This is a genomic window from Streptomyces sp. NPDC057565 (assembly GCF_042801455.1).
Taxonomy (GTDB): Bacteria; Actinomycetota; Actinomycetes; order Streptomycetales; family Streptomycetaceae; genus Streptomyces; species Streptomyces yanii.
Window position 1 is genome coordinate 145,924 of sequence record NZ_JBHVFU010000008.1, and the last position, 23,116, is coordinate 169,039.

16 protein-coding genes are annotated in these 23,116 nt (G+C 69.4%); 11 read left to right on the forward strand and 5 right to left on the reverse strand.

The annotated features are described in order from the left end of the window. The first annotated feature begins 360 nt into the window (after positions 1-360). From ACFU8W_RS18630 to ACFU8W_RS18670, 9 genes are all read left to right on the forward strand, one after another. Complete coding sequence (locus tag ACFU8W_RS18630; protein ID WP_384038131.1) at positions 361-4,074, forward strand: ThuA domain-containing protein; 3,714 nt, start codon at positions 361-363, stop codon at positions 4,072-4,074. A gap of 141 nt (positions 4,075-4,215) precedes the next feature. Beyond that, entirely contained in the window at positions 4,216-5,334 is a 1,119-nt protein-coding gene (locus ACFU8W_RS18635; RefSeq protein ID WP_345511176.1) for an inositol-3-phosphate synthase, read from the forward strand. Further along, on the forward strand, positions 5,331-6,491 hold the full coding sequence (locus ACFU8W_RS18640; protein WP_384038134.1) for an SCO3242 family prenyltransferase: 1,161 nt from the start codon (positions 5,331-5,333) through the stop codon (positions 6,489-6,491). The genes ACFU8W_RS18635 and ACFU8W_RS18640 overlap by 4 nt, the downstream gene beginning before the upstream one ends. Beyond that, positions 6,488-7,369: a sugar phosphate isomerase/epimerase family protein gene (locus tag ACFU8W_RS18645; RefSeq protein WP_384038137.1), complete on the forward strand. Its 882-nt coding sequence runs from the start codon at positions 6,488-6,490 to the stop codon at positions 7,367-7,369. The genes ACFU8W_RS18640 and ACFU8W_RS18645 overlap by 4 nt, the downstream gene beginning before the upstream one ends. Next, positions 7,360-8,034, forward strand: coding sequence for an EboA domain-containing protein (locus ACFU8W_RS18650; protein ID WP_384038140.1), 675 nt, complete (start codon positions 7,360-7,362; stop codon positions 8,032-8,034). Before ACFU8W_RS18645 ends, ACFU8W_RS18650 begins: the two co-directional genes overlap by 10 nt. Next, a complete protein-coding gene (locus tag ACFU8W_RS18655) occupies positions 8,034-8,882 on the forward strand; it encodes a TatD family hydrolase (RefSeq protein WP_345511172.1) in 849 nt (282 codons plus the stop codon). The genes ACFU8W_RS18650 and ACFU8W_RS18655 overlap by 1 nt, the downstream gene beginning before the upstream one ends. Before the next feature lie 4 nt (positions 8,883-8,886). Then, positions 8,887-10,062: a metabolite traffic protein EboE gene (gene eboE, locus ACFU8W_RS18660; RefSeq protein WP_384038143.1), complete on the forward strand. Its 1,176-nt coding sequence runs from the start codon at positions 8,887-8,889 to the stop codon at positions 10,060-10,062. Then, positions 10,059-11,468 carry an alkaline phosphatase family protein gene (locus ACFU8W_RS18665; protein WP_384038146.1) on the forward strand — a complete coding sequence of 470 codons (1,410 nt, stop codon included), beginning with the start codon at positions 10,059-10,061 and terminating at the stop codon, positions 11,466-11,468. Before eboE ends, ACFU8W_RS18665 begins: the two co-directional genes overlap by 4 nt. Before the next feature lie 47 nt (positions 11,469-11,515). Beyond that, a complete protein-coding gene (locus ACFU8W_RS18670) occupies positions 11,516-12,667 on the forward strand; it encodes a sugar phosphate isomerase/epimerase family protein (protein WP_384038149.1) in 1,152 nt (383 codons plus the stop codon). Positions 12,668-12,867: 200 nt separating this feature from the next. On the opposite strand, the gene ACFU8W_RS18675 is transcribed toward ACFU8W_RS18670, so the two are convergent. The 5 genes from ACFU8W_RS18675 to ACFU8W_RS18695 form a co-directional block, all read right to left on the reverse strand. Continuing rightward, positions 12,868-14,250, reverse strand: a complete 1,383-nt coding sequence (locus tag ACFU8W_RS18675) for an OFA family MFS transporter (RefSeq protein ID WP_384038152.1) — start codon at positions 14,248-14,250, stop codon at positions 12,868-12,870. A 1-nt stretch (position 14,251) separates the two neighbouring features. After that, a complete protein-coding gene (locus tag ACFU8W_RS18680) occupies positions 14,252-15,640 on the reverse strand; it encodes an OFA family MFS transporter (protein WP_384038155.1) in 1,389 nt (462 codons plus the stop codon). Between the two features lie 128 nt (positions 15,641-15,768). Further along, positions 15,769-17,916, reverse strand: a complete 2,148-nt coding sequence (locus tag ACFU8W_RS18685; protein WP_384038157.1) for an acetate--CoA ligase family protein — start codon at positions 17,914-17,916, stop codon at positions 15,769-15,771. 2 nt (positions 17,917-17,918) lie between these two features. Next, positions 17,919-19,148: a formyl-CoA transferase gene (gene frc, locus ACFU8W_RS18690; protein ID WP_384038163.1), complete on the reverse strand. Its 1,230-nt coding sequence runs from the start codon at positions 19,146-19,148 to the stop codon at positions 17,919-17,921. A gap of 16 nt (positions 19,149-19,164) precedes the next feature. Further along, the gene (locus ACFU8W_RS18695) at positions 19,165-20,847 is read right to left on the reverse strand and encodes a thiamine pyrophosphate-binding protein (RefSeq protein ID WP_384038166.1); all 1,683 of its coding nucleotides are present in this window, start codon (positions 20,845-20,847) and stop codon (positions 19,165-19,167) included. Between the two features lie 165 nt (positions 20,848-21,012). Between ACFU8W_RS18695 and sucC the strand changes: the two genes are divergently transcribed. Both sucC and sucD read left to right on the forward strand, forming a co-directional pair. Further along, on the forward strand, positions 21,013-22,143 hold the full coding sequence (gene sucC / locus ACFU8W_RS18700) for an ADP-forming succinate--CoA ligase subunit beta (RefSeq protein WP_384038169.1): 1,131 nt from the start codon (positions 21,013-21,015) through the stop codon (positions 22,141-22,143). An 11-nt stretch (positions 22,144-22,154) separates the two neighbouring features. After that, positions 22,155-23,075, forward strand: coding sequence for a succinate--CoA ligase subunit alpha (gene sucD / locus ACFU8W_RS18705; protein ID WP_384038172.1), 921 nt, complete (start codon positions 22,155-22,157; stop codon positions 23,073-23,075). Positions 23,076-23,116 lie beyond the last annotated feature (41 nt).

Consider the following 23,116-nt stretch of genomic DNA (forward strand, 5'->3'; position numbering starts at 1 on the left):
CTCCGCTCCTCACTCGCGCTCTTTCAGCACGTCCGGCGGGTGAGTACCGGGTCCGGGGCGGAGCCCCGGCGGGGCGGGGCGGGGCGGGGGGCAGGTCTGCGCAGCCCGGTGGCACATGTGCCGTCGGGACGGTCCAGGCTGCCCAAAACCCCCTTTGTCCTGATGTAGGAAAAAGTTCAACTTAACTCATGCACAAGGGCTTTCCACCCCGGACGAACCCGTCTACCGTCCCCTTGGTGTACAAGACATGACTCGCGTCACCGGAGTTCCACCAGGCCTTCGGTGACCTGCGCGGCAGTCCCCGCGCGGAACGGCACGGCAGCACTCGCCCGTACAACCGGCACTCTCCGGAGGACACTCGTGCACAGAACCAGAACCCGGCCCCGATTCCGTACATCCCTCGCCCTGCTCACCGGCGGCTTGCTCACCGCGGCCACTCTTGCCCTCGGCGCCCCGCCCGGTGCAGCCGCATCGGGCCCGACCTCGCCGGCCGCGTCCGACGCGGCGGCGACCGAGGACTTCCAGCAGGTCACCCTCGCCAAGGGTGCCGCCGAGACCGGCGAACCCATGTCCCTGGCCGTGCTCCCCGACCGCAGCGTCCTGCACACCTCGCGCAACGGCGAGCTGCGGATCACCGACAGCGCCGGCAACACCAGGGTCTCGGGCGTCATCCCCGTCTACTCGCACGACGAGGAAGGCCTCCAGGGCGTCGGTATCGACCCGAACTTCGACAAGAACCGGGCGATCTACCTCTACTACGCGCCGCCGCTGGACACCCCGCCCGGCGACGCCCCGGAGACCGGCACCGCCGCCGACTTCGCCAAGTTCGACGGCGTCAACCGGCTCTCCCGCTTCGTCCTCAACCAGGACGGCACCCTCGACCTGAGCAGCGAGAAGAAGGTCCTCGACGTCAAGACGTCGCGCGGCATCTGCTGCCACGTCGGCGGCGACATCGACTTCGACGCGCAGGGCAACCTGTATCTGTCGACCGGTGACGACTCCAACCCCTTCGCCTCCGACGGCTACACGCCGATAGACGAACGTCCCGACCGCAACCCGTCGTTCGACGCCCGGCGCACCTCGGGCAACACCAACGACCTGCGCGGCAAGCTCCTCCGGATCAAGGTCGCCGACGACGGCTCGTACACCATCCCCGAGGGCAACCTCTTCGCCCCGGGCACGGACAAGACCCGGCCCGAGATCTACGCGATGGGCTTCCGCAACCCGTTCCGCTTCAGTGTCGACAAGGCCACCGGCATTGCGTACGTCGGTGACTACGGTCCCGACGCGGGTGCGGCCGACCCGAAGCGCGGACCGGGCGGACAGGTCGAGTTCGCCCGGGTGACCGAGGCGGGCAACTTCGGCTGGCCGTTCTGCACCGGGAAGAACGACCCCTTCGTCGACTACGACTTCGCGACGAAGACGTCCGGCGCGACCTTCGACTGCGCCGCGCCGAAGAACACCTCGCCGCACAACACCGGACTGGTCGACCTGCCCCCGTCGCAGCCCGCCTGGATCCCGTACGACGGCGGATCCGTGCCCGAGTTCGGCACCGGCTCCGAGTCGCCGATGGGCGGCCCCGTCTACCACTACGACGCCAACCTCGACTCGCCCGTGAAGTTCCCCGAGGCGTACGACGGGGACTTCTTCGCCGGTGAGTTCGGTCGGCGCTGGATCAAGCGCATCGAGCAGGACGGCGACGGTACGGTCCGGTCCATCAACAACATCCCGTGGACCGGGACCCAGGTGATGGACATGGCCTTCGGCCCGGACGGGGCGCTGTACGTCCTCGACTACGGTCTCGCCTGGTTCGGCGGCGACGAGAACTCCGCGCTCTACCGCATCGAGAACGCCACCGGCGGCCACTCGCCCGTCGCCGAAGCCGCCTCCGACAAGACGTCCGGCACCACCCCGCTGAAGGTGCAGTTCTCCTCGGCCGGCACCACGGACTCCGACGGCGACACACTCACCTACGCCTGGGACTTCGGTGACGGCGGCACGTCGACCGCCGCGAACCCCACGTACACGTACAAGAAGAACGGCACCTACACCGCGACCGTCACCGCCAAGGACCCCACGGGACGCACCGGACAGGCCAGCGTCCATGTGACCGTCGGCAACACCGCGCCCACGGTGAAGCTGGAACTCCCGGGTGACGGGCAGCTGTTCAGCTTCGGGGACAAGATCCCGTTCAAGGTGACCGTCACCGACCCCGAGGACGGCACGATCGACTGCTCGAAGGTCGAGGTCCGCTTCGTGCTCGGCCATGACAGCCACGGCCACCCGATCACCACGGCCAACGGCTGCACCGGCACCATCAGCACCCAGATCGACGGCGGACACGACCCGAACGCCAACATCTTCGGAGTCATCGACGCCTCGTACACCGATGGCGGGGGCGGCGGCCAGGCCGCGCTCTCCGGCCACGACCAGTCGCAGCTTCAGCCCCGCCACCGCCAGGCCGAGCACTTCACGGAGTCGTCCGGCATCCGGACGTACGACAAGGCGGCTGCGCACGGCGGCAAGACGGTCGGCGACATCAACAACGGCGACTGGATCGCCTTCAAGCCGTACATCCTCGGCGACTCCACCAAGCTCACCGCCCGGATCTCGTCCGGCGGCGCGGGAGGCTTCCTCGAAGTACGGTCCGGCTCCGCGACCGGCAAGATCCTCGGCTCCGCACCGGTACCGGTGACCGGTGGCTGGGAGAACTTCCAGGACATCGACGTACCGCTGCGCGGCGTCCCGGGGAAGGCCACCGAGCTCTTCCTGGTCTTCAAGGGCGGCGACGGGGCTCTCTACGACGTCGACGACTTCGAGCTCTCCAACAGCGCCCCCGACCGGACCGCCAAGCGGGTCCTGGTCTTCTCGAAGACGGCCGGCTTCCGCCACGACGCGATTCCCCAGGGCATCGCGGCACTGAAGGAACTCGGCGCGACGAGCAACATCACCGTCGACTCCACCGAGGAAGCAGGCCAGTTCACCACCAGCAACCTGGCCCGCTACGACGCCGTCGTCTTCCTCTCCACGACCGGTGACGTTCTCAACGCCGACCAGCAGAAGGCGTTCGAGAACTACATCGCCACCGGCGGCGGCTACATGGGCGTGCACGCCGCCGCGGACACCGAGTACGACTGGTCGTTCTACGGCGGACTCGTCGGCGCGTACTTCGCCGGGCACCCCGCGATCCAGCCCGTCACCGTCCGCGTCGAGGACCACAAGCACCCGGCGACCGCCCACCTCGACGACGCCTGGAACCGGACCGACGAGCTGTACAACTACCGCACCAACCCGCGCGACAAGGTGAAGGTCCTCGCCACCCTTGACGAGACGACCTACACCGGCGGCACCATGAAGGGCGATCACCCGATCACCTGGTGCCAGACCTACCAGGGCGGCCGCTCCTTCTACACCGGCCTCGGCCACACCAAGGAGTCGTACGCCGAACCGGCCTTCCGCCAGCTCCTCCTCGGCGGCGTCCGCTACGCGGCCGGACAGGTGCAGGCCGACTGCAAGCCGAACACCGGCTACCGGCCGATCTTCAACGGCAAGACGCTCGAAGGCTGGAAGCAGGCCGGCCCCGGGAAGTTCAACGTCGTCGACGGTGAACTCCGCTCCGAGGGCGGCATGGGTCTCCTCACCTACCAGGCCAAGGAACTCGGGTCGTACTCGCTGAAGCTCGACTGGAAGCTGGAGGGAGACGACAACTCCGGTGTCTTCGTCGGCTTCCCGGCGTCCGACGACCCCTGGTCCGCGGTGAACAACGGCTACGAGGTCCAGATCGACGCCACCGATGCGCCCGACCGCACCACGGGCTCCATCTACACCTTCAAGGCGGCGAACATCAAGGCCCGTGACGAGGTCCTGCGGCCGCCCGGCCAGTGGAACAGCTACGAGATCAAGGTGCAGGGCGAACGGCTCCAGGTCTTCCTCAACGGAGTCAAGATCAATGACTTCACCAACACCGATCCGGTCCGCAGCCTGAAGGACGGCTACATCGGCCTCCAGAACCACGGAGCCGGCGACCAGGTGTCCTTCCGCAACATCGAGTTGAAGGAGCTGCCCGCCGCCTAGGCGCGACAGCCGCAGTCCGACGGCGGGCGGGGCAAAGGCCCTACCCCGCCCGCCGTCACCCCCACCCGTGTCCGCCTCGAATCGATCAGCGCCGCTCTTTTTGCACCACCCAGCCAGGATGCCCAGTCAGGGAGGCAGCCCGTGTCAGCACACGCCGTTCGTACCGGAGTCTGGTTCATCGGAGCACGCGGCTCCGTCGCCACCACCGCCATGGCGGGCTGCGCGGCTGTCGCGGCGGGCCTCCACCCGGCGGCAGGCATGGTCACCGAGACCGCGCCGTTCGCCGACAGCGGGCTGCCGGCGCTGACCTCCCTGGTCTTCGGAGGACACGACACCGTCGGCTGTCCGCTCCCCAAACGGGCGGAGGCACTGGCCGCCGGGGGAGTGCTCCCGCACGGGCTGCCCTCCGCCGTGCGGACCGAACTCGCGGCCGCCGACGCCGAGATACGCCCGGGTGGCCCGCTGCCCGGTGACACCCGCACCGACGAGGAACTCATCGCCGCGTTCGCCGCAGACCTCACCGACTTCGGCCGCCGGGGCAACCTGACCCGCACGGTCGTCGTCAACGTCGCGTCGACGGAGCCCGTCCCGGAACCCGGCGAGAACCGGCTGCCCGCCAGCTCGCTCTACGCCGCGGCCGCGCTCCGGGCCGGGTGCCCCTACATCAACTTCACCCCCTCCACCGGACTGCGCGCTCCCGCGCTCCAGGACGCCGTCGCGGACTGCGGACTTCCTCACGCAGGCCGCGACGGCAAGACGGGCCAGACGCTGCTCCGCTCCGTACTCGCCCCGATGTTCGTGCAACGCGCCCTGCCCGTACGGGCCTGGTCCGGCACGAACCTGCTGGGCGGCGGGGACGGAGCGGCGCTGGCCGACCCCGGCGCGGCAGCGGCCAAGAACGCGGGCAAGGAGCGTGTCCTCGCCGACACGCTCGGCGTCGCGCCCGAGGGGGAGGTGCACATCGACGACGTGCCCGCGCTCGGCGACTGGAAGACGGCCTGGGACCACATCGCGTTCGACGGATTCCTCGGCTCCCGCATGGTCCTCCAGACGACCTGGCAGGGCTGCGACTCGGCGCTGGCCGCCCCGCTGGTCCTCGACCTGGCGCGGCTGCTCGCCCGCGCCCAGGAGGTGGGCCTGACCGGCCCGCGGCCCGAACTCGGCTTCTACTTCAAGGACCCCGACGGCGGTCCCGCCGCACTGTCCGAGCAGTACATCGCGCTGCTGGCCTTCGCCGAACGGCTGCGGGGGGAGAAGTGACAGCTACCGTACGGGCCTGGGCCGAGCTGCTGCGGATCTCGGCGCTGTTCACCGTCCCCGGGGACGCACTCGCCGGGGCCGCGGCCATCGGACGGCGTCCCGGCCGTGGCACCGCGCTGGCCGTCGGCGCCTCCCTGTGCCTGTACGAGGCAGGCATGGCGCTCAACGACTGGGCCGACCGCGACGAGGACGCCGTCGACCGTCCGCACCGCCCGATCCCCTCGGGCCGGATCACCCCGGCCGCGGCCCTCACGGCAGCAGGCGCGCTGACGGCCGCGGGCCTGTCCCTCGCAGCCCGCGCCGGCCGCCCGGCACTGACGGTGGCCGCCGGCCTGGCCGCAACGGTCTGGGCCTACGACCTCCACCTGAAACACACCCAGGCGGGGCCGGCCGCGATGGCCACGGCGCGCGCCCTGGACCTGCTGCTGGGCGCCACCGCGACATGGGGGACAGGCGCGGAGCACTCCGTCACGCGCACGGTCACCGCGCCCGGCCCGGCGACAGGCCTCGTCCGGGCACCCGCACCCATCCCGGTATCCGCGGGGAAGCGGCGCCGCGGACCGATCGCCCGGCTCGTCGGCAGGGGCGGCCGCGCCCTGGCAGAAGCAGCCGGGGATGCGCGGCCGCGCCAAGGGGAGCCGTCCCGGCAAGCAGCCCTCCCGCTGAGGGCCGCATTCCCCGCCGCCGCCCTGCTCGGGGCGCACACCTACGCCGTCACCGCCGTCTCGCGCCACGAGACGCAGGGCGGTTCCACCGTCGCACCCCTCTCCGCGCTCGCGGCGGTCATCGCGCTCGGCGCGACCGCGGCGCGCGAACAACGGGGGTCCGGGGACGCGACCCCCGTCCCGGGAAGAGGCGCGTCGGGCGGCAGCCACCGCCCCGAACCCGGAGCATCCGCGGCCACCCCCGCCTCGCCCCGCATCCTCCTCACCGCACTCACCGGCGCCTACCTCCGGACCGCCGCCGAGCCGCTCCTCCACGCGACCCTCAACCCGTCCCCGCCGCTGACCCAGCGCGCCGTGGGCGGCGGCATCCGGGCGATGATCCCGCTCCAGGCCGCGCTCGCCGCCCGTGCCGGAGCGGCCGGCACCGGGCTCGCCGTCATGGGGCTCGTCCCACTCGCCCGCACACTCGCCCGGAAGGTGAGCCCCACATGACCATCCGCCTCGGCTACGGCACCAACGGGCTCACCGACCTCCGCCTCGACGACGCGCTCGCGCTCCTCGCGGGCCTCGGGTACGACGGCGTCGGCCTCACCCTCGACCACATGCACCTCGACCCGCTCGCCCCGGACCTCGCCGCCCGCACCCGCCGCGTGGCGCAGAGGCTCGAACAGCTCGGGCTGGGTGTCACTGTCGAGACCGGTGCCCGCTACGTACTCGACCCGCGCCGCAAGCACGGCCCGTCCCTCCTCGACCCGGACCCGGAGGCCCGCGCCGCCCGCACCCGGCTCCTGGTCCGGGCCGTCGAAGTCGCCGCCGACCTGGGCGCCCACGCCGTGCACTGCTTCAGCGGCATCACCCCACCCCACACCACGCCCGACACGGCCTGGCAGCGGCTGACCGATGCCCTGGCCCCGGTGCTCGTGGCCGCAGACCGCACCGGAGTCCCGCTCGCCATCGAGCCCGAACCCGGGCATCTCCTCGCCGATCTCTCCGACTTCCACCACCTGCGCCTCCTCAGCGGCGACCCGGAACCACTCGGGCTCACCCTCGACATCGGCCACTGCCAGTGCCTGGAGCCCTCCTCACCCGCGGACTGCGTCCGGGACGCCGCACCCTGGCTGCGCCACGTCCAGATCGAGGACATGCGACGGGGCATCCATGAGCATCTGCCGTTCGGCGACGGCGAGATCGACTTCCCGCCCGTCCTCGATGCGCTCGACACGCTCGGCGACACCGGATACAGCGGCCTCACCGTGGTCGAACTGCCCCGCCACTCCCACGCCGGCCCCGAACTCGCCCGCAGCTCCATCGACTTCCTCCGATCCCGCATCCCGTCGAGACTCCCGAAGGGAGCGACGTCATGCCGATGACCCCGCCGGCCTCGCCGCAGACGCCCCCGCTGCTGACCCGTGGGCAACTCGACACCCAGCTCGGCGGCGCCGCACGCGCCTGGCTCGACGAGGCCCTCGCCGAGGCCGCGCACGCCGCCGACCACGAGGACACCGCACCCGCAGGCCCGTACGCCGTACCCCCGTGGGAGCTGCGGTTCGCCGCCGCAGGCCGGCACTGCGGACTGGAGCACGCCGACTCCGTGCGCGCCCTGCTGCTCCTCGAAGCCAGCGCCGCCCTCCCCGCCGTGACCAGGCTCTACGAACAGGGCACCGCCGCCGAGCGGCGCGCCGTCCTCCTCACGCTCCACCGGCTGGAGCTCGGCCCCACCGCCCTCCACCTCGTCGAGGACGCCCTGCGCACCAACGACACCCGGCTGATAGCCGCCGCCGTCGGTCCGTACGCCGCCGCCCATCTCGACACGCACCACTGGCGCCACGCCGTCCTCAAGTGCCTCTTCACCGGCGTCCCCGTCGAGGCCGTCGACAAACTGGCCCACCGTGCCCGCGGCGACGCGGAACTCGCCCGCATGCTGGGTGACTTCGCAGCCGAACGAACCGCCGCCGGCCGCGCCGTCCCCGGCGACCTGCGTCACGTCCTCAGCCTCACGGCCCCCGCCCCAGCCGCCCCCACGGAGGATTTCTGATGCGCATCTTCGACCCCCACATCCACATGACCTCCCGCACCACGGACGACTACCAGGCGATGTACGACGCAGGTGTCCGCGCCCTCGTCGAACCCTCCTTCTGGCTCGGCCAGCCCCGCACCTCGCCCGCCAGCTTCTTCGACTACTTCGACGCCCTGCTCGGCTGGGAACCCTTCCGCGCCGCCCAGTACGGCATCGCCCACCACTGCACGCTCGCCCTGAACCCCAAAGAGGCGAACGACCCGCGCTGCACCCCCGTCCTGGACGCCCTGCCCCGGTATCTCGTCAAGGACTCCGTCGTCGCCGTCGGCGAGATCGGCTACGACTCCATGACCCCCGCCGAGGACACCGCCCTCGCCGCCCAGCTGCAGCTCGCCGCCGACCACGGGCTGCCCGCGCTCGTCCACACCCCGCACCGTGACAAGCTCGCCGGTCTGCATCGCACCGTCGACGTGATCCGCGAATCCCACCTCCCCCCGGAGCGGGTCCTGCTCGATCACCTCAACGAGACGACCGTGAAGGACGCCATGGACAGCGGCTGCTGGGCCGGCTTCTCCATCTACCCCGACACCAAGATGGACGAGGATCGCATGATCGCGATCCTCAGGACCCACGGCACCGAGAAGGTCCTGGTCAACTCGGCCGCCGACTGGGGCAGGAGTGACCCCCTCAAGACCCGGAAGGTCGGTGACGCCATGCTCGCCGCCGGGTTCAGCGACGACGACGTCGACCAGGTGCTCTGGCGCAACCCCGTCGCCTTCTACGGTCAGAGCGGCCGCCTGCAACTCGACCTCGCCACCCCCGATCCACTCCACGAGGGGAACTCCATCCTCCGTGGCGGGGAGTGACCCGATGCGCTTCCGCCACCCCGACGGATCCACCGTCCACCTCGCCTACTGCACCAACGTCCACCCCGCCGAAACCCTGGACGGTGTCCGCGCCCAGCTGCGCGACCACTGCGAACCCGTCCGCAGACGTCTCGGCCGCGACCGCCTCGGCATCGGCCTCTGGCTCGCCAAGGACGCCGCGAACACCCTGATCAACGACCCCGCCCAACTGCGCTCCCTGCGCGCCGAACTCGACCGCCGCGGCCTCGAAGTCGTCACCCTGAACGGCTTCCCGTACGAAGGCTTCGGTGCCGAAGAGGTCAAGTACCGGGTGTACAAGCCGGACTGGACGGACGCCGAACGCCTCGCCCACACCACCGATCTCGCCCGGCTGCTCGCCACCCTGCTCCCGGACGACGTCACGGAAGGCACCATCTCCACCCTCCCGATCGCCTGGCGCACCCCGTACACCGGCGACCCGGAAGCCGCCCGCACCGCGCACACCGCATTCAGCACCCTCGCCGAACGGCTCGACGTCCTCGCCGAGCTGACCGGCAAGTCCATCCGGATCGGTCTCGAACCCGAACCGGGCTGCACGGTCGAGACCACCGCCGACGCCATCGCACCGCTCACCGCCGTCGGACACGACCGCATCGGCATCTGCATCGACACCTGCCATCTCGCCACCTCCTTCGAGGACCCGGACACCGCCCTCGACGCACTCGCCGCAGCCGGCGTCCAGGTCGCCAAGTGCCAGCTCTCCGCCGCACTCCACGCCGAACACCCGCACCTCCCCGAAGTGCGCACCGCGCTCGCGGCCTTCGCCGAACCCCGCTTCCTCCACCAGACCCGAACCCGGACCACGCACGGACTGCGCGGCACCGACGACCTCGACGAGGCGGTCACCGGCCAGGCACTGCCGGACGGCACCCCGTGGCGCGCCCACTTCCACGTCCCGCTGCACGCACCCCCCGCCCCACCGCTCACATCGACCCTCCCGGTGCTCGAGTCCACGCTGACCCGACTGGTCGGCGGAGCCCGGCCGTTGACCCGTCACCTGGAGGTCGAGACGTACACCTGGCAGGCGCTCCCCGCCGAGCTGCGCCCCCGCAGCCGGCCCCAGCTCGCCGACGGCATCGCCGCCGAACTCACCCTCGCCCGCGACCTCCTGGTCGACCTCGGCCTCAAGGAGCTTCCATGACAGCCGTCGAAACGGGCACGTCCCCCACCGGCGCCCCCACCCCCCTCCTCGTCCTCGACGTCGTCGGCCTCACCCCCCGGCTCCTCGACCACATGCCGCACCTCGCATCCCTCGGCGAGTCCGGCACCCACGCCTCCCTCGGCACCGTGCTGCCCGCCGTCACCTGCGCGGCCCAGTCCACCTTCCTCACCGGCACCACCCCCGCCGAACACGGCATCGTCGCCAACGGCTGGTACTTCCGCGAGCTCGGCGACGTCCTCCTCTGGCGCCAGCACAACGGCCTCGTCGCCGGGGACAAGCTCTGGGACGCCGCCCGCCGCGCCCACCCCGGCTACACCGTCGCCAACATCTGCTGGTGGTACGCGATGGGCGCCGACACCGACATCACCGTGACCCCGCGCCCCGTCTACTACGCCGACGGCCGCAAGGAACCCGACTGCTACACCCGGCCGCCCGCCCTCCACGACGAACTCACCGAAAAGCTCGGCACCTTCCCCCTCTTCCACTTCTGGGGACCCGGCGCCGACCTCGTGTCCTCGCAGTGGATCATCGACGCGACCCGGCACATCCTGGACACCCGCCACCCCGACCTGGCCCTGTGCTACCTGCCGCACCTCGACTACGACCTCCAGCGCTACGGGCCCGACGACCCCCGCGCGTACCGGGCGGCGGCCGAGCTCGACCGGGCCATGGCCCCGCTGCTCGACGACGCCCGCCGCGAGGGGCGCACCGTCGTCGCGCTCTCCGAGTACGGCATCACCCGCGTCGACCGCCCGGTCGACATCAACCGGGCACTGCGCCGCGCCGGCCTGCTGGAGGTCCACACCCAGGACGGCATGGAGTACCTGGACCCGATGACCTCCCGCGCCTTCGCCGTCGCCGACCACCAGCTCGCCCACATCTACGTACGCCGTCCCGAGGATCTCGATGCGACCCGTGAAGCTCTCCAGGACGTCCAGGGCATCGAACAGCTCCTCGACGACGAGGGCAAGAAGGCCCACGGCCTCGACCACCCGCGCTCCGGCGAGCTCGTCGCCGTCGCCGACCCGGATGCCTGGTTCACGTACTACTACTGGCTCGACGACGCGCGCGCCCCCGACTTCGCGCAGCTCGTCGAGATCCATCGCAAACCCGGTTACGACCCGGTCGAACTCTTCCTGGACCCCCAGGACCCGTACGTCCGGGTCAAGGCGGCCACCGCCGTGGCCCGCAAGAAGCTCGGCATGCGCTACCGCATGGCGGTTGTGCCGCTGGACCCCTCACCCATTCGCGGCAGCCACGGCCGCCTTCCCATGAGCGACGAAGAAGGTCCGCTCATCCTGTGCTCCACCCCCCACGCGTTCACCGGCCCCGTCCGGGCCACCGAGGTGAAGTCCTTGCTCCTCACGCTTGCCGGCCTCGCATGACCGGTCCGCGCACAGCGTTTCGAGCATCTTCGAGAAAGAGAGAGACCGTGACCGCGTACAACGACGAATCCGGAACGGACGGCGCCCTGCGCCGCAGCCTCGGCGTCAGTCGCCGCCGCTTTCTGAGCACCTGCACGGCCGCTGCGGCAGCGGCGATCGCCGCGCCCGCCTTCGGCGCGTCGCCGGCCCTCGCCCAGCCCACCCCCGACCAGGGGCAGGGCGTCGGCCTGTCTCTGGTTCCGGAGGACAGGCGAGGAATCATCCTGTACACCGTGCGCGACGCCACGGGCCGGGATCCGCTCACCACCACCCTTCCCTCGGGCTTCCGTGAGGTCTTCGGGGAGCTGGCCCGCTACGGCTACAAGCAGGTCGAGTTCGCCGGGTACGGCCAGCACGCCAACGCACCCGGTGGAAACAACCTCGAATCGGTGGAAGGCGCGAAGCTGCTGCGCTCGTGGCTGGACGAGTACGGTCTGCGCGCCCAGGGCAACCACGGCTTCATCCCGTCGTCCTGGCCGCTGAACCAGAACGACCTGGACCAGTTCAAGCGCCACCTCGAGATAGCGAACATCCTCGGCATGGAACACATGGGCACCGGTGGCGACCCCACCGGCAGTGCCTACCGTGCCGACTGGGACGTGGCCGCCGACAAGTGGAACACGTTGGGACAGATCGCTCAGGGTGCGGGCATCAAGCTGTACACCCACAACCACGACGCGGCCTACGGCTTCCTGCTCGACGGCGGTCCGCTGGACGCACAGGGCCGCCCCACCCGCAGCTCCGGTATCCGCAAGCTCGAGTACTTCCTTCAGGTCACCGACCCGAAGTCCGTATGGCTGGAAATGGACATCTTCTGGGCACACGTCGCTCAGTACAAGTTCCACACCTACACCGCGCACGACGGGTCGCAGCAGGAGAACATCTTCGACCCGGCGGCACTGGTCCGCGGCAACACCAAGCGCTACCCGCTGTTCCACGCCAAGGACGGCGTCGTCAACACCAACAGCGGCAACGGCTACGACATGGTCCCCTTCGGTACCGGGGCCATCGACTACCGGACGTTCTTCCGCCGCGTCGGGGCGAAGAACTACCACAACCCGATGGTCGAGCAGGACAACGCACCGAGCTCGGCCGTCCCCGCGCAGTCCCTGAACCATGCGCGGATCGGTTACGACAACTTGGCGGCGCTGCGCAAGTAGAACCATCGGCGGCATCGGAGGGGCGGGCCGCGCCTCACCCCGAATTCCTGACAACCGGGGAACAGCGCAAACGCCCGCCTCTACGACGTCCTGGGCAAACATTGCCGGTCACGGCACTGTCGAGCAACAGCGACGGCCCTCCCCGCACCGCGCAGGGAGGGCCGTCGCTCGGACGGCAGCGGATCCAGTGCCCTCCGGCACTAGACCGGGACCGGCCGCCCCGCCCCGAGGCCCGGCTGCCGCAGCAGCAATGACAGCCCCGCTGCGACCAGCGAGACGATTCCCGCCGTGGTGTACGCGCCGACGTACCCCCACGAGGCCACCACGACTGCGCCCATCCCGCCGCCGAACAGCCCGCTGACCAGCTTCGCGCTGTAGACCATCCCGTAGTTGGACGCGTTGTTGTTCTCACCGAAGTAGTCCGGCACCAGCGCGGCGAACAGTGGGTAGAACGCGCCGCCTGCGAAGCCGGACAGGAACGCGAACACGAGGAACAGCGGCTGGTTGCGCATCTCGCCCGCCCACAGCACGCCGAACTGCGCGACCGCGAGGACGAGACAGACGTATGTCAGTGTCCGCCGCCGTCCGAGCCGGTCCGAGAGCCAGCCGACCACGCCGCGCCCGGTGCCGTTGATCACCGACATGAGCCCCATCGAGGACGCTGCGATGAGCGGACCGAAACCCATTTCCTTCGCGAACGGCACCTGGAAGGAGATCCCGAAGATCGAGACCCCGGCGCAGCACAGCATGCAGATCCACATCAGCGGCACGACTCCGGTGCGCAGGGCCTCGCCCGGTGTGAACTGTCGTACCGCGGGAGGGTTCTTGGCCAGGGCGAGCGCCGTACGGGCGTCCCCGCCGCGGCCCAGCGGGTCGACCTCGGCCGGCCACCAGTTCTTCGGGGGGTCCTTGAAGAACATCCCGGCCACCAGCGTCAGCACCAACACATAGAAGCCGACGAGGTCGAGCACGGTCCGGTAGTTCGAGGTGTCGAAGCCGTACGAGAAGAGAAAGATGAACGGCACCGCGCCATAGGCGAACGCTCCGTTCACGAATCCTGTCTTGCCGCCGCGACGCTCCGGATACCACTTGCCGACCATGTTCACACAGGTCGAGTAGATGAGCCCGGAGCCGACCCCGCCGAGGAAACCGAAGCCGACCATGGCCAGCGCGACGTCGGGTGCGTGGCTCAGGCTGACGAAGCCGAGGAGCGAGAGGACCGAACCCAGGAGCATCGCTGCCCTGCTGGTGAGAATGCCCTTCTCCCGGAGCTTTCCGGCCGGGAAGGACACCGCCGCCTGGAAGAAGATCCAGACGCTCAGGACCCAGAAGGTGTTGGAGGAGGTCCAGTGGTGTGCCGAGGACAGGGTGTCCTCCGCCGCGCCGAAGGCGTACTCGAAGACGCTGATGGCCAGCATGGCCAGCCACGGGAGGGCCACCATCGTCCAGCGCGGCCGGCCGAGGATCTGCCGGTCGGTCTCTCCGATGCGGTAGACGCGGCCACGAGCGTCCGTGATTTCGCGGAAGCCCGCGCCCGCCGTGGTGGCCGGCGCGGTCCCCGTCACGTCTGGTTCCGCCGTCATATCAGGAGATCTCCCGGCTGATCGGATGCGGATTGGGTTCGATGTGCTTGGTGCTCGGCCGGCCCGGCGCCTTGAGGAAGCAGGCGAGTACCGCAGAGCCGAGACCGATGCTGCCCGCCAGGGCGAAGGCGCCGCCGTAGCCCCAGGCATTGACCACGAGGGCGCCGACACCGGAGCCGACCAGGCCGGAGATCAGCTTCGAGCTGTAGACCATTCCGTAGTTGGAGGCGTTGTTGTTCTCACCGAAGTAGTCCGCGGTCATCGCCGCGAACAGCGGGAAGATCGCGCCGCCACCGAAGCCGGAGATCATCGAGCAGAACAGGAAGAACGGCATCGAGCCGATGTCCCCGGAGAAGAAGACCCCGAACTGCGCGGTTCCCAGGACCACACAGACGAAGATCAGCGTGTTGCGGCGTCCGTACCGGTCGGAGATCCAACCGATGACACCGCGGCCGGTCCCGTTCACGATCGCCTTGAGCGACATGGCCGTGGCCACGATGCCGCCGGCGAACCCCATCTCCTTGCCGAACGGCACCTGCATGGCGATACCGAAAATGTTGATCCCCGCCGTGCAGAGCAGGCAGAACCACATCATCCACAGCACCGGAGTACGGGCCGCCTCACGCGGGGTGTACTGCTTGACCGCCGGCGGGTTCTTGGCCAGCGACCGCACGATCCGCGGGTCGTCCGAGACCTTCAGCGGGTCGACGTGCGGCGGCCACCAGTTCTTCGGCGGGTCCTTGAAGAACCAGCCCGCGACCGCGACGGCCGCACAGCAGATGACCCCGACGAAGACCAGCACACCCTGGTAGTTGGACAGATCCATGTACGAGGTGAAGAGGAACACGAACGGCACCGAGCCATAGGCGAAACCGCCGTTGACCATGCCGGTCTTGCCGCCCTTGCGCTCCGGATACCACTTGCCGACCATGTTCACGCAGGTCGCGTAGACGAGACCGGCGCCGATACCGCTGAACATGCCGAAGCCGAAGTAGGCGACGATGACATGCGGTGCGTACGCCAGCGAGAGGTAGCCGAGCAGAGTGCCCAGCGCTCCGAGGAGCATCGCGCTCCTGGCCGGCAGTCTTCCGCTCTCGCGGAGTTTCCCGGCGGGGAAGGCAACGGCTGCCTGGAAGAAGATCCAGACCCCCATCAGCCAGAAGATGTGGCCGCTGGCCCACATGTGCGCGTCGTGCAGCGTCTCCTCGGCGGAGGTGAACGCGTACTCCGACGAGCTGATGCCCAACATGCCGATCCATGGGAAGAGCACCATGGTCCAGCGTGGTCGCCGCATGATGTCCCGGTCGGTCTCGCCGAGCCGGTACACACGGCCGTTGCGGTCCGTCACCTCCCTGAAGGGGACGGATGTGGAGATGTCAGTCGTTGTCATGATCGATCGAACCCCTCGCGTGGAAGAAGTCTGGCCAGCGCCCCCTGTCCGTTCCCACTTCGCGTCGCCCGGGGTCTGCGGCCGAGCGGTTCGCCGCAGACCCCGTGGTTCGAGCCGTCGCCCTCAGTTCATCGATCACCGTCCAAAAGCCCTGCCGCACGGGCCCATCGGTACTTGGCGCCCAGTACGGCCACCGGCTTCTCCGTCGTGTACGGGTACGCGACGACGCCGTGCTCGAAGAGGTACTGGCACGCCTCCTCCACCTCGGTGTCGCCGGCCAAGGACGCCACCACGGGCTTCTCGATCCCGCGCTCGCGGAATTCTGCGACCACCCGGGCCGTCAGCTCCGCGAAGACCATCGGGGGAGTGACAATCGTGTGCCAGTAGCCGAGGACCAGCGAGTGGATCCGCGGATCCTCCAGACCGAGCCTGATCGTTGCCTCGTACGTCGACGGCGGCTCGCCGCCCGTGATGTCGATCGGGTTGCCCGCCGCACCGAACGGCGGAATGAACGCCTTGAACGCCGCGTCCAGATCCGGCGGAATCTCCATGAGGGAGAGCCCGTTGTCGACGATCGCGTCCGACAGCAGCACACCCGAACCGCCGGCGCCCGTGATGATGACGACGTTGTCGCCCTTCGGCGTCGGCAGCACGGGCAGCGCCCGCGCGTACTCCAGCATGTCGTTCAGCCCCGGGGCCCTGATCACCCCCGCCTGGCGCAGGATGTCGTCGTACACGGCGTCGTCGCCCGCCAGCGCACCGGTGTGCGATCCCGCCGCCTTCGCACCGGCGCTGGTACGGCCGGCCTTCAGAACCACGATCGGCTTCTTCGATACGGTCGCGCGCGCCGCCTCGACGAACGCGCGCCCGTCCTTGAGATCCTCCAAGTGCATCGCGATGCAGTCGGTGTTGGGGTCCTCGCCGAACCAGGTCAGCAGGTCGTCCTCGTCGATGTCCGACTTGTTGCCGAGCCCGACGATCGCCGACACACCGGTCTTCGTGGAACGGGCGAAGCCGAGGATGGCCATGCCGATACCGCCGGACTGCGACGTCAGCGCCACCCCGCCCTTCACGTCGTACGGGGTGCAGAAGGTGGCGCAGAGGTCCTGCCACGTCGAGTAGTAGCCGTAGATGTTCGGCCCGAGCAGCCGTACGCCATACCGTTCGCCGATCGCCACGATCTCGTCCTGCAAGGCCTGTTCACCGGTCTCGGCGAATCCGGAAGGGATGAGCACCGCGTTCGGAATCCCCTTGCGCCCCACCTCTTCCAGTGCCGATGCCACGAACTTGGCGGGGATCGCGAAGACCGCCACATCCACCTCACCGGGAACGTCGGTGACACTCTTGTACGCCTTGCGGCCCAGAATGTCATCGGCCCGGGGGTTCACCGGATGGATCTCCCCGGAGAATCCGCCGTCGATGAGGTTGCGCATCACCGAGTTGCCGATCTTTCCGGGCTCGTTGGAGGCGCCGATCACGGCGACCGAGCGCGGCTCCATCAGTCGGCGCATCGACGCGAGGATCTCCTCGCGCGGGTACGTACGCCGGGGCCCCACCACTTCTGTCGACAGCAGGATCCGGATGTCCGCCGCGACCGCACCTTCCGGAGCGGCGATGACCGGATTGAGATCGACCTCCGCGATCTCCGGGAAATCCGTGACCAGTTGGGAGACCCGCCGGATCTGCTCGGCCAGCGCCCACCGGTCCACCGGCGGCGCACCCCGCACCCCGCGCAGGATCTCCGCGGCGCCGATCGAGTCGAGCATCGACTGCGCCTCGTCCGCACTGACCGGAGCGAGACGGAAGGTGATGTCCTTCAGCACCTCCACCAGCACGCCACCGAGCCCGAAGGCGACGACCTTCCCGAACGTCGGGTCGGTGACCGCGCCGACGATGACCTCCTGGCCGGGGGGTACCAGCTGCTGCACCTGGACACCGTCGATCCGCGCGTCGGGCGCGTACGCCCGCACGTTCTCGATGATCCGGCAGAACGCTGCCCGGACCGCCGAGGCCCCCTCCACCCCGACGACGACTGCGCCCGCATCCGTCTTGTGCAGCACATCGGGGGAGACGATCTTCAGTACGACCGGTCCGCCGAGCCGGTCCGCGACGGCCACCGCCTCCTCGACGTCCTGCGCCAGCTCCTCGCCCGGCACGGCGATCCCGTACGCATCGGCGACGATCTTGCCCTCGGGTGCGGTGAGCGCATTGCGTCCGGCGGCCCGTACCGAGTCGAGCAACACCCGTACGGTCTCCCGGTCCTGTGATTCGACCATGCTCAGATGACTCCGTTCGTCTTCAGCAGCCGCAGCTCCTCGTCGCCGAGGCCCAGCTCACCGACATACACCTCTTCGTTGTGCTCACCGAGCAGTGGCGACGTGACCACATCCACCGGGGAGTCGGAGAGCTTCAGCGGGGAGCCGACGGTGGTGAACGTGCCGCGCTCCGGGTGCTCCACCTGGACGACCATCTCGTTGGCGACCAGGGATTCGTCCTCGATGATCTCCTGGGTGGAGAGGATCGGGCCGCACGGGATGTTGTGTGCGTTCAGCCGCTCCAGCACTTCCCATTTGGGGAGCGTCGAGGACCACTCCTCGATGAGCTGGAACATCTTGTCGAGCTTGGGCAGCCGGGCCTCGGGGGTCGCCCACTCGGGGTCGTCGACCAGCTCCGGCCGTCCGATGAGCGAGGCGAGCGGCTGCCAGCCCACCGGCTGCACAATGACGTACACATAGTCGTTGGGCCCACCGGGCGCGCACTTCACCGCCCATCCGGGCTGCCCACCGCCGCTCGCATTGCCGCTGCGCGGCACCTCGTCGCCGAAGTCCTCGTTCGGGTACTCCGCCAACGGCCCGTGTGTCAGCCGCTGTTGGTCGCGGAGCTTCACCCGGCAGAGGTTGAGCACCGCATGCTGCATGGCGACGTTGACGCGCTGTCCCCGCCCGGTGTTCTCGCGCTGGAACAGCGCGGCCAGGATGCCCGCAACCGCGTGGATTCCGGTTCCGGAGTCCCCGATCTGCGCACCGGTGGCGAGCGGCGGACCGTCCTCGAAGCCGGTGGTGGACATGGAGCCGCCCATGGCCTGGGCGACCACCTCGTACGCCTTGAAGTTGGTGTACGGACCCTCGCCGAAGCCCTTGATGGAGGCGTACACGATCCGCGGATTGATCTCCTGGATCCGCTCCCAGGTGAACCCCATCCGGTCGACGGCGCCAGGTCCGAAGTTCTCCACCATCACATCGCTGCGGCGGATCAGTTCGGTGAGGAGCTCCTTGCCGCGCTCGCTCTTGGTGTTGAGCGTGATGCTCCGCTTGTTGCAGTTGAGCATCGTGAAGTAGAGGGAGTCGACATCCGGCAGATCGCGCAGCTGTTTGCGGGTGATGTCTCCGCTCGGCGCTTCGAGCTTCACCACGTCCGCGCCAAGCCAGGCGAGCAGCTGGGTGGCGGAGGGACCGGACTGTACGTGCGTCATGTCGAGGACGCGCACGCCCTCAAGAGCTTTGGTCATGCCAACGGCTCCTCTGCTACTTGTACATGGTCTGGTTCATGGTTCCGGGGGCGTACGCGTCGGGGTCGACCCAGACGTTGATCAGCGACGGCAGACCGGACTCACGGGCCCGCCGCAGTGCCGGCGCGATGTCGGCGGGGTCGCGGACCTCCTCGCCGTAGCCCCCCAGCATCTGGGCGAACTTGTCGTAGTGGACGTCGCCGAGGGTGTTGCCGACCCGCTCGCGCTCGTCCCCGTACTTCGCCTTCTGGCCGTACCGGATCTGGTTCATCGAGGAGTTGTTGCCGACGATGCCGACGAAGGGGAGGTTGTAGCGGACCAGCGTCTCGAAGTCCCAGCCGGTCAGGGAGAACGCGCCGTCACCGAACAGCGCCACGACCTCCTTGTCGGGCCTGGCCTGCTTCGCCGCCAGCACGAACGGCACTCCGACGCCGAGCGTGCCCAGCGGTCCCGGGTCCATCCAGTGGCCGGGCGACTTTGGCTGCACGACCTGACCGGAGAAGGTGACGATGTCGCCGCCGTCCCCTATGTAGATCGAGTCCTCGGTGAGGAAGTCATTGATCTCGCTGACCAGCCGGTACGGATGGATCGGCGACGCATCCGACTTCAGACTGGGCAACCGCTTCTCGATCGCGGTCTGTTCGGCGGTTCGGAGCTCCTCCAGCCAGGCCTTGCGCTTGACCGCGCCGCCGTTCAGCCGTCCGCTCGCTGCTTCCGTGACCGCCTTGAGGACCATCCCCGCATCCCCGACGATCCCGAGATCGATGTCCCGGTTCTTGCCGACGGTCCGGTAGTCGAGGTCGATCTGCACGACCGTGGCATGGGGGGAGAGCCGCTTGCCGTACCCCATGCGGAAGTCGAAGGGTGTACCCACGATCACGATCAGATCGGCGTTGGAGAAGGCGTAGCGCCGCGACAGCTGGAAGTGGTGCGGATCGCCGGGCGGCAGGGTGCCGCGCCCGGCCCCGTTCATGTAGGCGGGGACATTGAGCGTCCGCACGAGCTCGATGGCGGAGTCCGTCGCGCGGGTCGTCCACACCTGACTGCCCAACAGGATCGCCGGCTTCTCGGCGTGCACGAGGAGGTCGGCGAGCTTCTCGACGGCTTCGGGGTCACCGGCCGTACGGGTCGAGGCCCGGTACTGCCCGGCCTCCGGTACCCGAGCCTTCGACACCGGCACCTTGGCGTCCAGTACATCGCGCGGTATCTCCAGGAAGGAGGGTCCCGGAGCCCCGTGGTAGCACTCGCGGAAGGCCATGGACACCATGTCGGCGGCGCGGGCCGTATCGGGCACGGTGGCGGCGAACTTGGAGATGGGCGCCATCATCTCGACGTGCGGGAGATCCTGCAACGAGCCCATCTTGTGCTGGCTGTGCGCTCCCTGACCACCGATCAGCAACATGGGCGACTCGGCGCGGAACGCGTTCGCGACGCCCGTCACCGCGTCGGTGGTCCCCGGCCCCGCGGTGACGACGGCGCATCCGGGTTTGCCGGTGATCCGTGCGTACCCGTCGGCGGCGTGCGCGGCGACCTGCTCATGACGTACGTCGACGACTTCGATGCCCTCGTCGACGCAGCCGTCGTAGATGTCGATGATGTGGCCGCCGCACAGGGTGTAGATGCGTTCCACCCCCTCGGCCTTCAGCGCCTTGGCGACCAAGTGCCCACCGGAAATGAGTTCCTGGCTGTCCTCGGGCATGGCGATCCTGTCCCTTCGTAGGGGAGTGCGGGAACCACTGCGGTGCCCCCCGCGGTACATTGCATACAGTCGACGAATACTGTATGAAGCTTGTTATCCCGCATCCGGTGGGTGGTGTCCAGGGGGCGTGCGGCACTTTCACAATCGGCACGATCGGGAGTGGCTATGGATCTGTACGAGCACCAGGCACGGCAACTCTTCGCAGAACACGGCATAGCGGTACCGCAGGCAGAGGTCATCGAGAGTGCGGCCGAGGCGAAGGCGGCAGCGGGCAGGCTCGGCGGTCGCGTCGTGGTCAAGGCCCAGGTCAAGACCGGCGGCCGCGGCAAGGCGGGCGGAGTGAAGCTCGCCGCCGACCCGGCAGCGGCCGAACTGACCACCCGCCAGATCCTCGGCATGGACATCAAGGGGCACCGGGTACGTACGGTGATGCTCGCCCAGCCCGTCGACATCGAGGAGGAGTTCTACGTCAGCTACGTACTCGACCGAACGAACGGCACCTTTCTCGCCATCGCCTCGGCGGAGGGCGGCATGGAGATCGAGGAGGTCGCCGCGACCCGGCCGGAGGCAGTGGCCCGCATCCCCGTCGACCCGGTGGAAGGAGTCACTGAGAAGAAGGCCGCGGAGATCGCGGCAGCGGCAGCCCTACCACCCGATGCCGCCCCCGTACTCCACCGCCTCTGGCAGGTCCTCACGAGGGAGGACGCCCTGCTCGTCGAGGTCAACCCGCTGGTCCGGACGACGGACGGACGGATTCTCGCACTCGACGGCAAGGTGACCCTCGACGACAACGCCCGCTTCCGCCAGTCCCGTTGGGGTGCGGAAGACGACGCCCACGGCAACCCCCTGGAGGCGGCCGCCGCGGCCAAGGGCCTGAACTACGTCAAACTCGACGGCGAGGTCGGCATCATCGGCAACGGCGCCGGACTCGTCATGTCCACCCTCGACGTCGTCGCCGGCTGCGGAGCCCGCCCGGCCAACTTCCTCGACATCGGTGGCGGCGCCTCGGCAGCCGTCATGGCCGACGGCCTCTCCGTCATCCTCTCCGACCCGGCAGTGAAGTCGGTCTTCGTCAACGTCTTCGGAGGCATCACCTCCTGCGACGCGGTCGCCGACGGAATCGTCCGGGCGCTGCAGTCCGTACGCCTGACCAAACCGCTCGTCGTCCGCCTCGACGGCAACAACGCCGCCCGCGGCCGCGCGATCCTCGACGCACACGCGCACCCCCTGGTCGAGCAGTCCACGACGATGGACGGCGCCGCGAGCCGAGCGGCCCAACTGGCAGCCGCAGCCTAAGGAGACGTGACATGGCCATCTATCTCACCAAGGAGAGCAAGGTCCTCGTCCAGGGCATGACCGGCGCCGAGGGCATGAAGCACACCCGCAGAATGCTGGCGGCGGGCACCCGGATCGTAGGCGGCGTCAACCCGCGCAAGGCAGGCCGGAGCGTGGACATCGACGGTGCCGGGATCCCCGTCTTCGGCTCCGTACGCGAAGGAATGGACGCCACGGGAGCGGACGTCACCGTGGTCTTCGTACCGCCACCGTTCGCCAAGGCGGCCGTCATCGAAGCGGTCGACGCGGGGATTGCTCTGGCGGTGGTCATCACCGAAGGCATCCCTGTCCACGACGCCGTCGCCTTCCACGCCCACGCCCGCAGCCGCGGCACCCGCATCATCGGCCCCAACTGCCCCGGGGTGATCACCCCCGGCCAGTCCAACGCGGGCATCATCCCGGCCGACATCGCCCCCGGACCGGGCCGGATCGGCCTCGTCTCGAAGTCCGGGACGCTCACGTACCAGTTGATGCACGAACTGCGCGACATCGGCTTCACATCGGCGGTGGGCATCGGCGGCGACCCCGTCATCGGCACGACGCACATCGACTGTCTGACCGCGTTCGAGAACGACCCGGACACCGAGCTGATCGTCCTCATCGGAGAGATCGGCGGCGACGCGGAGGAACGGGCGGCGGCACACATCGCACAGCACATCAGCAAGCCGGTGATCGGCTACATCGCGGGCTTCACGGCCCCCGAGGGCAAGACGATGGGCCACGCGGGTGCGATCGTCTCGGGCTCGTCGGGCACGGCGGAGGCGAAGCAGAAGGCACTGGAGGCGGCGGGGGTCGCGGTGGGCGCGACACCGACGGAGACGGCGCGGTTGGTGCGGGAGAAGCTGGGGGAACGTTCCAACCCGTCGGGCACATCCAGCCCGTCCGGCGTTTGAGGGCAGGGTCCGGTGCGGAGTCCCGAAAGCCAGCCCGTCCC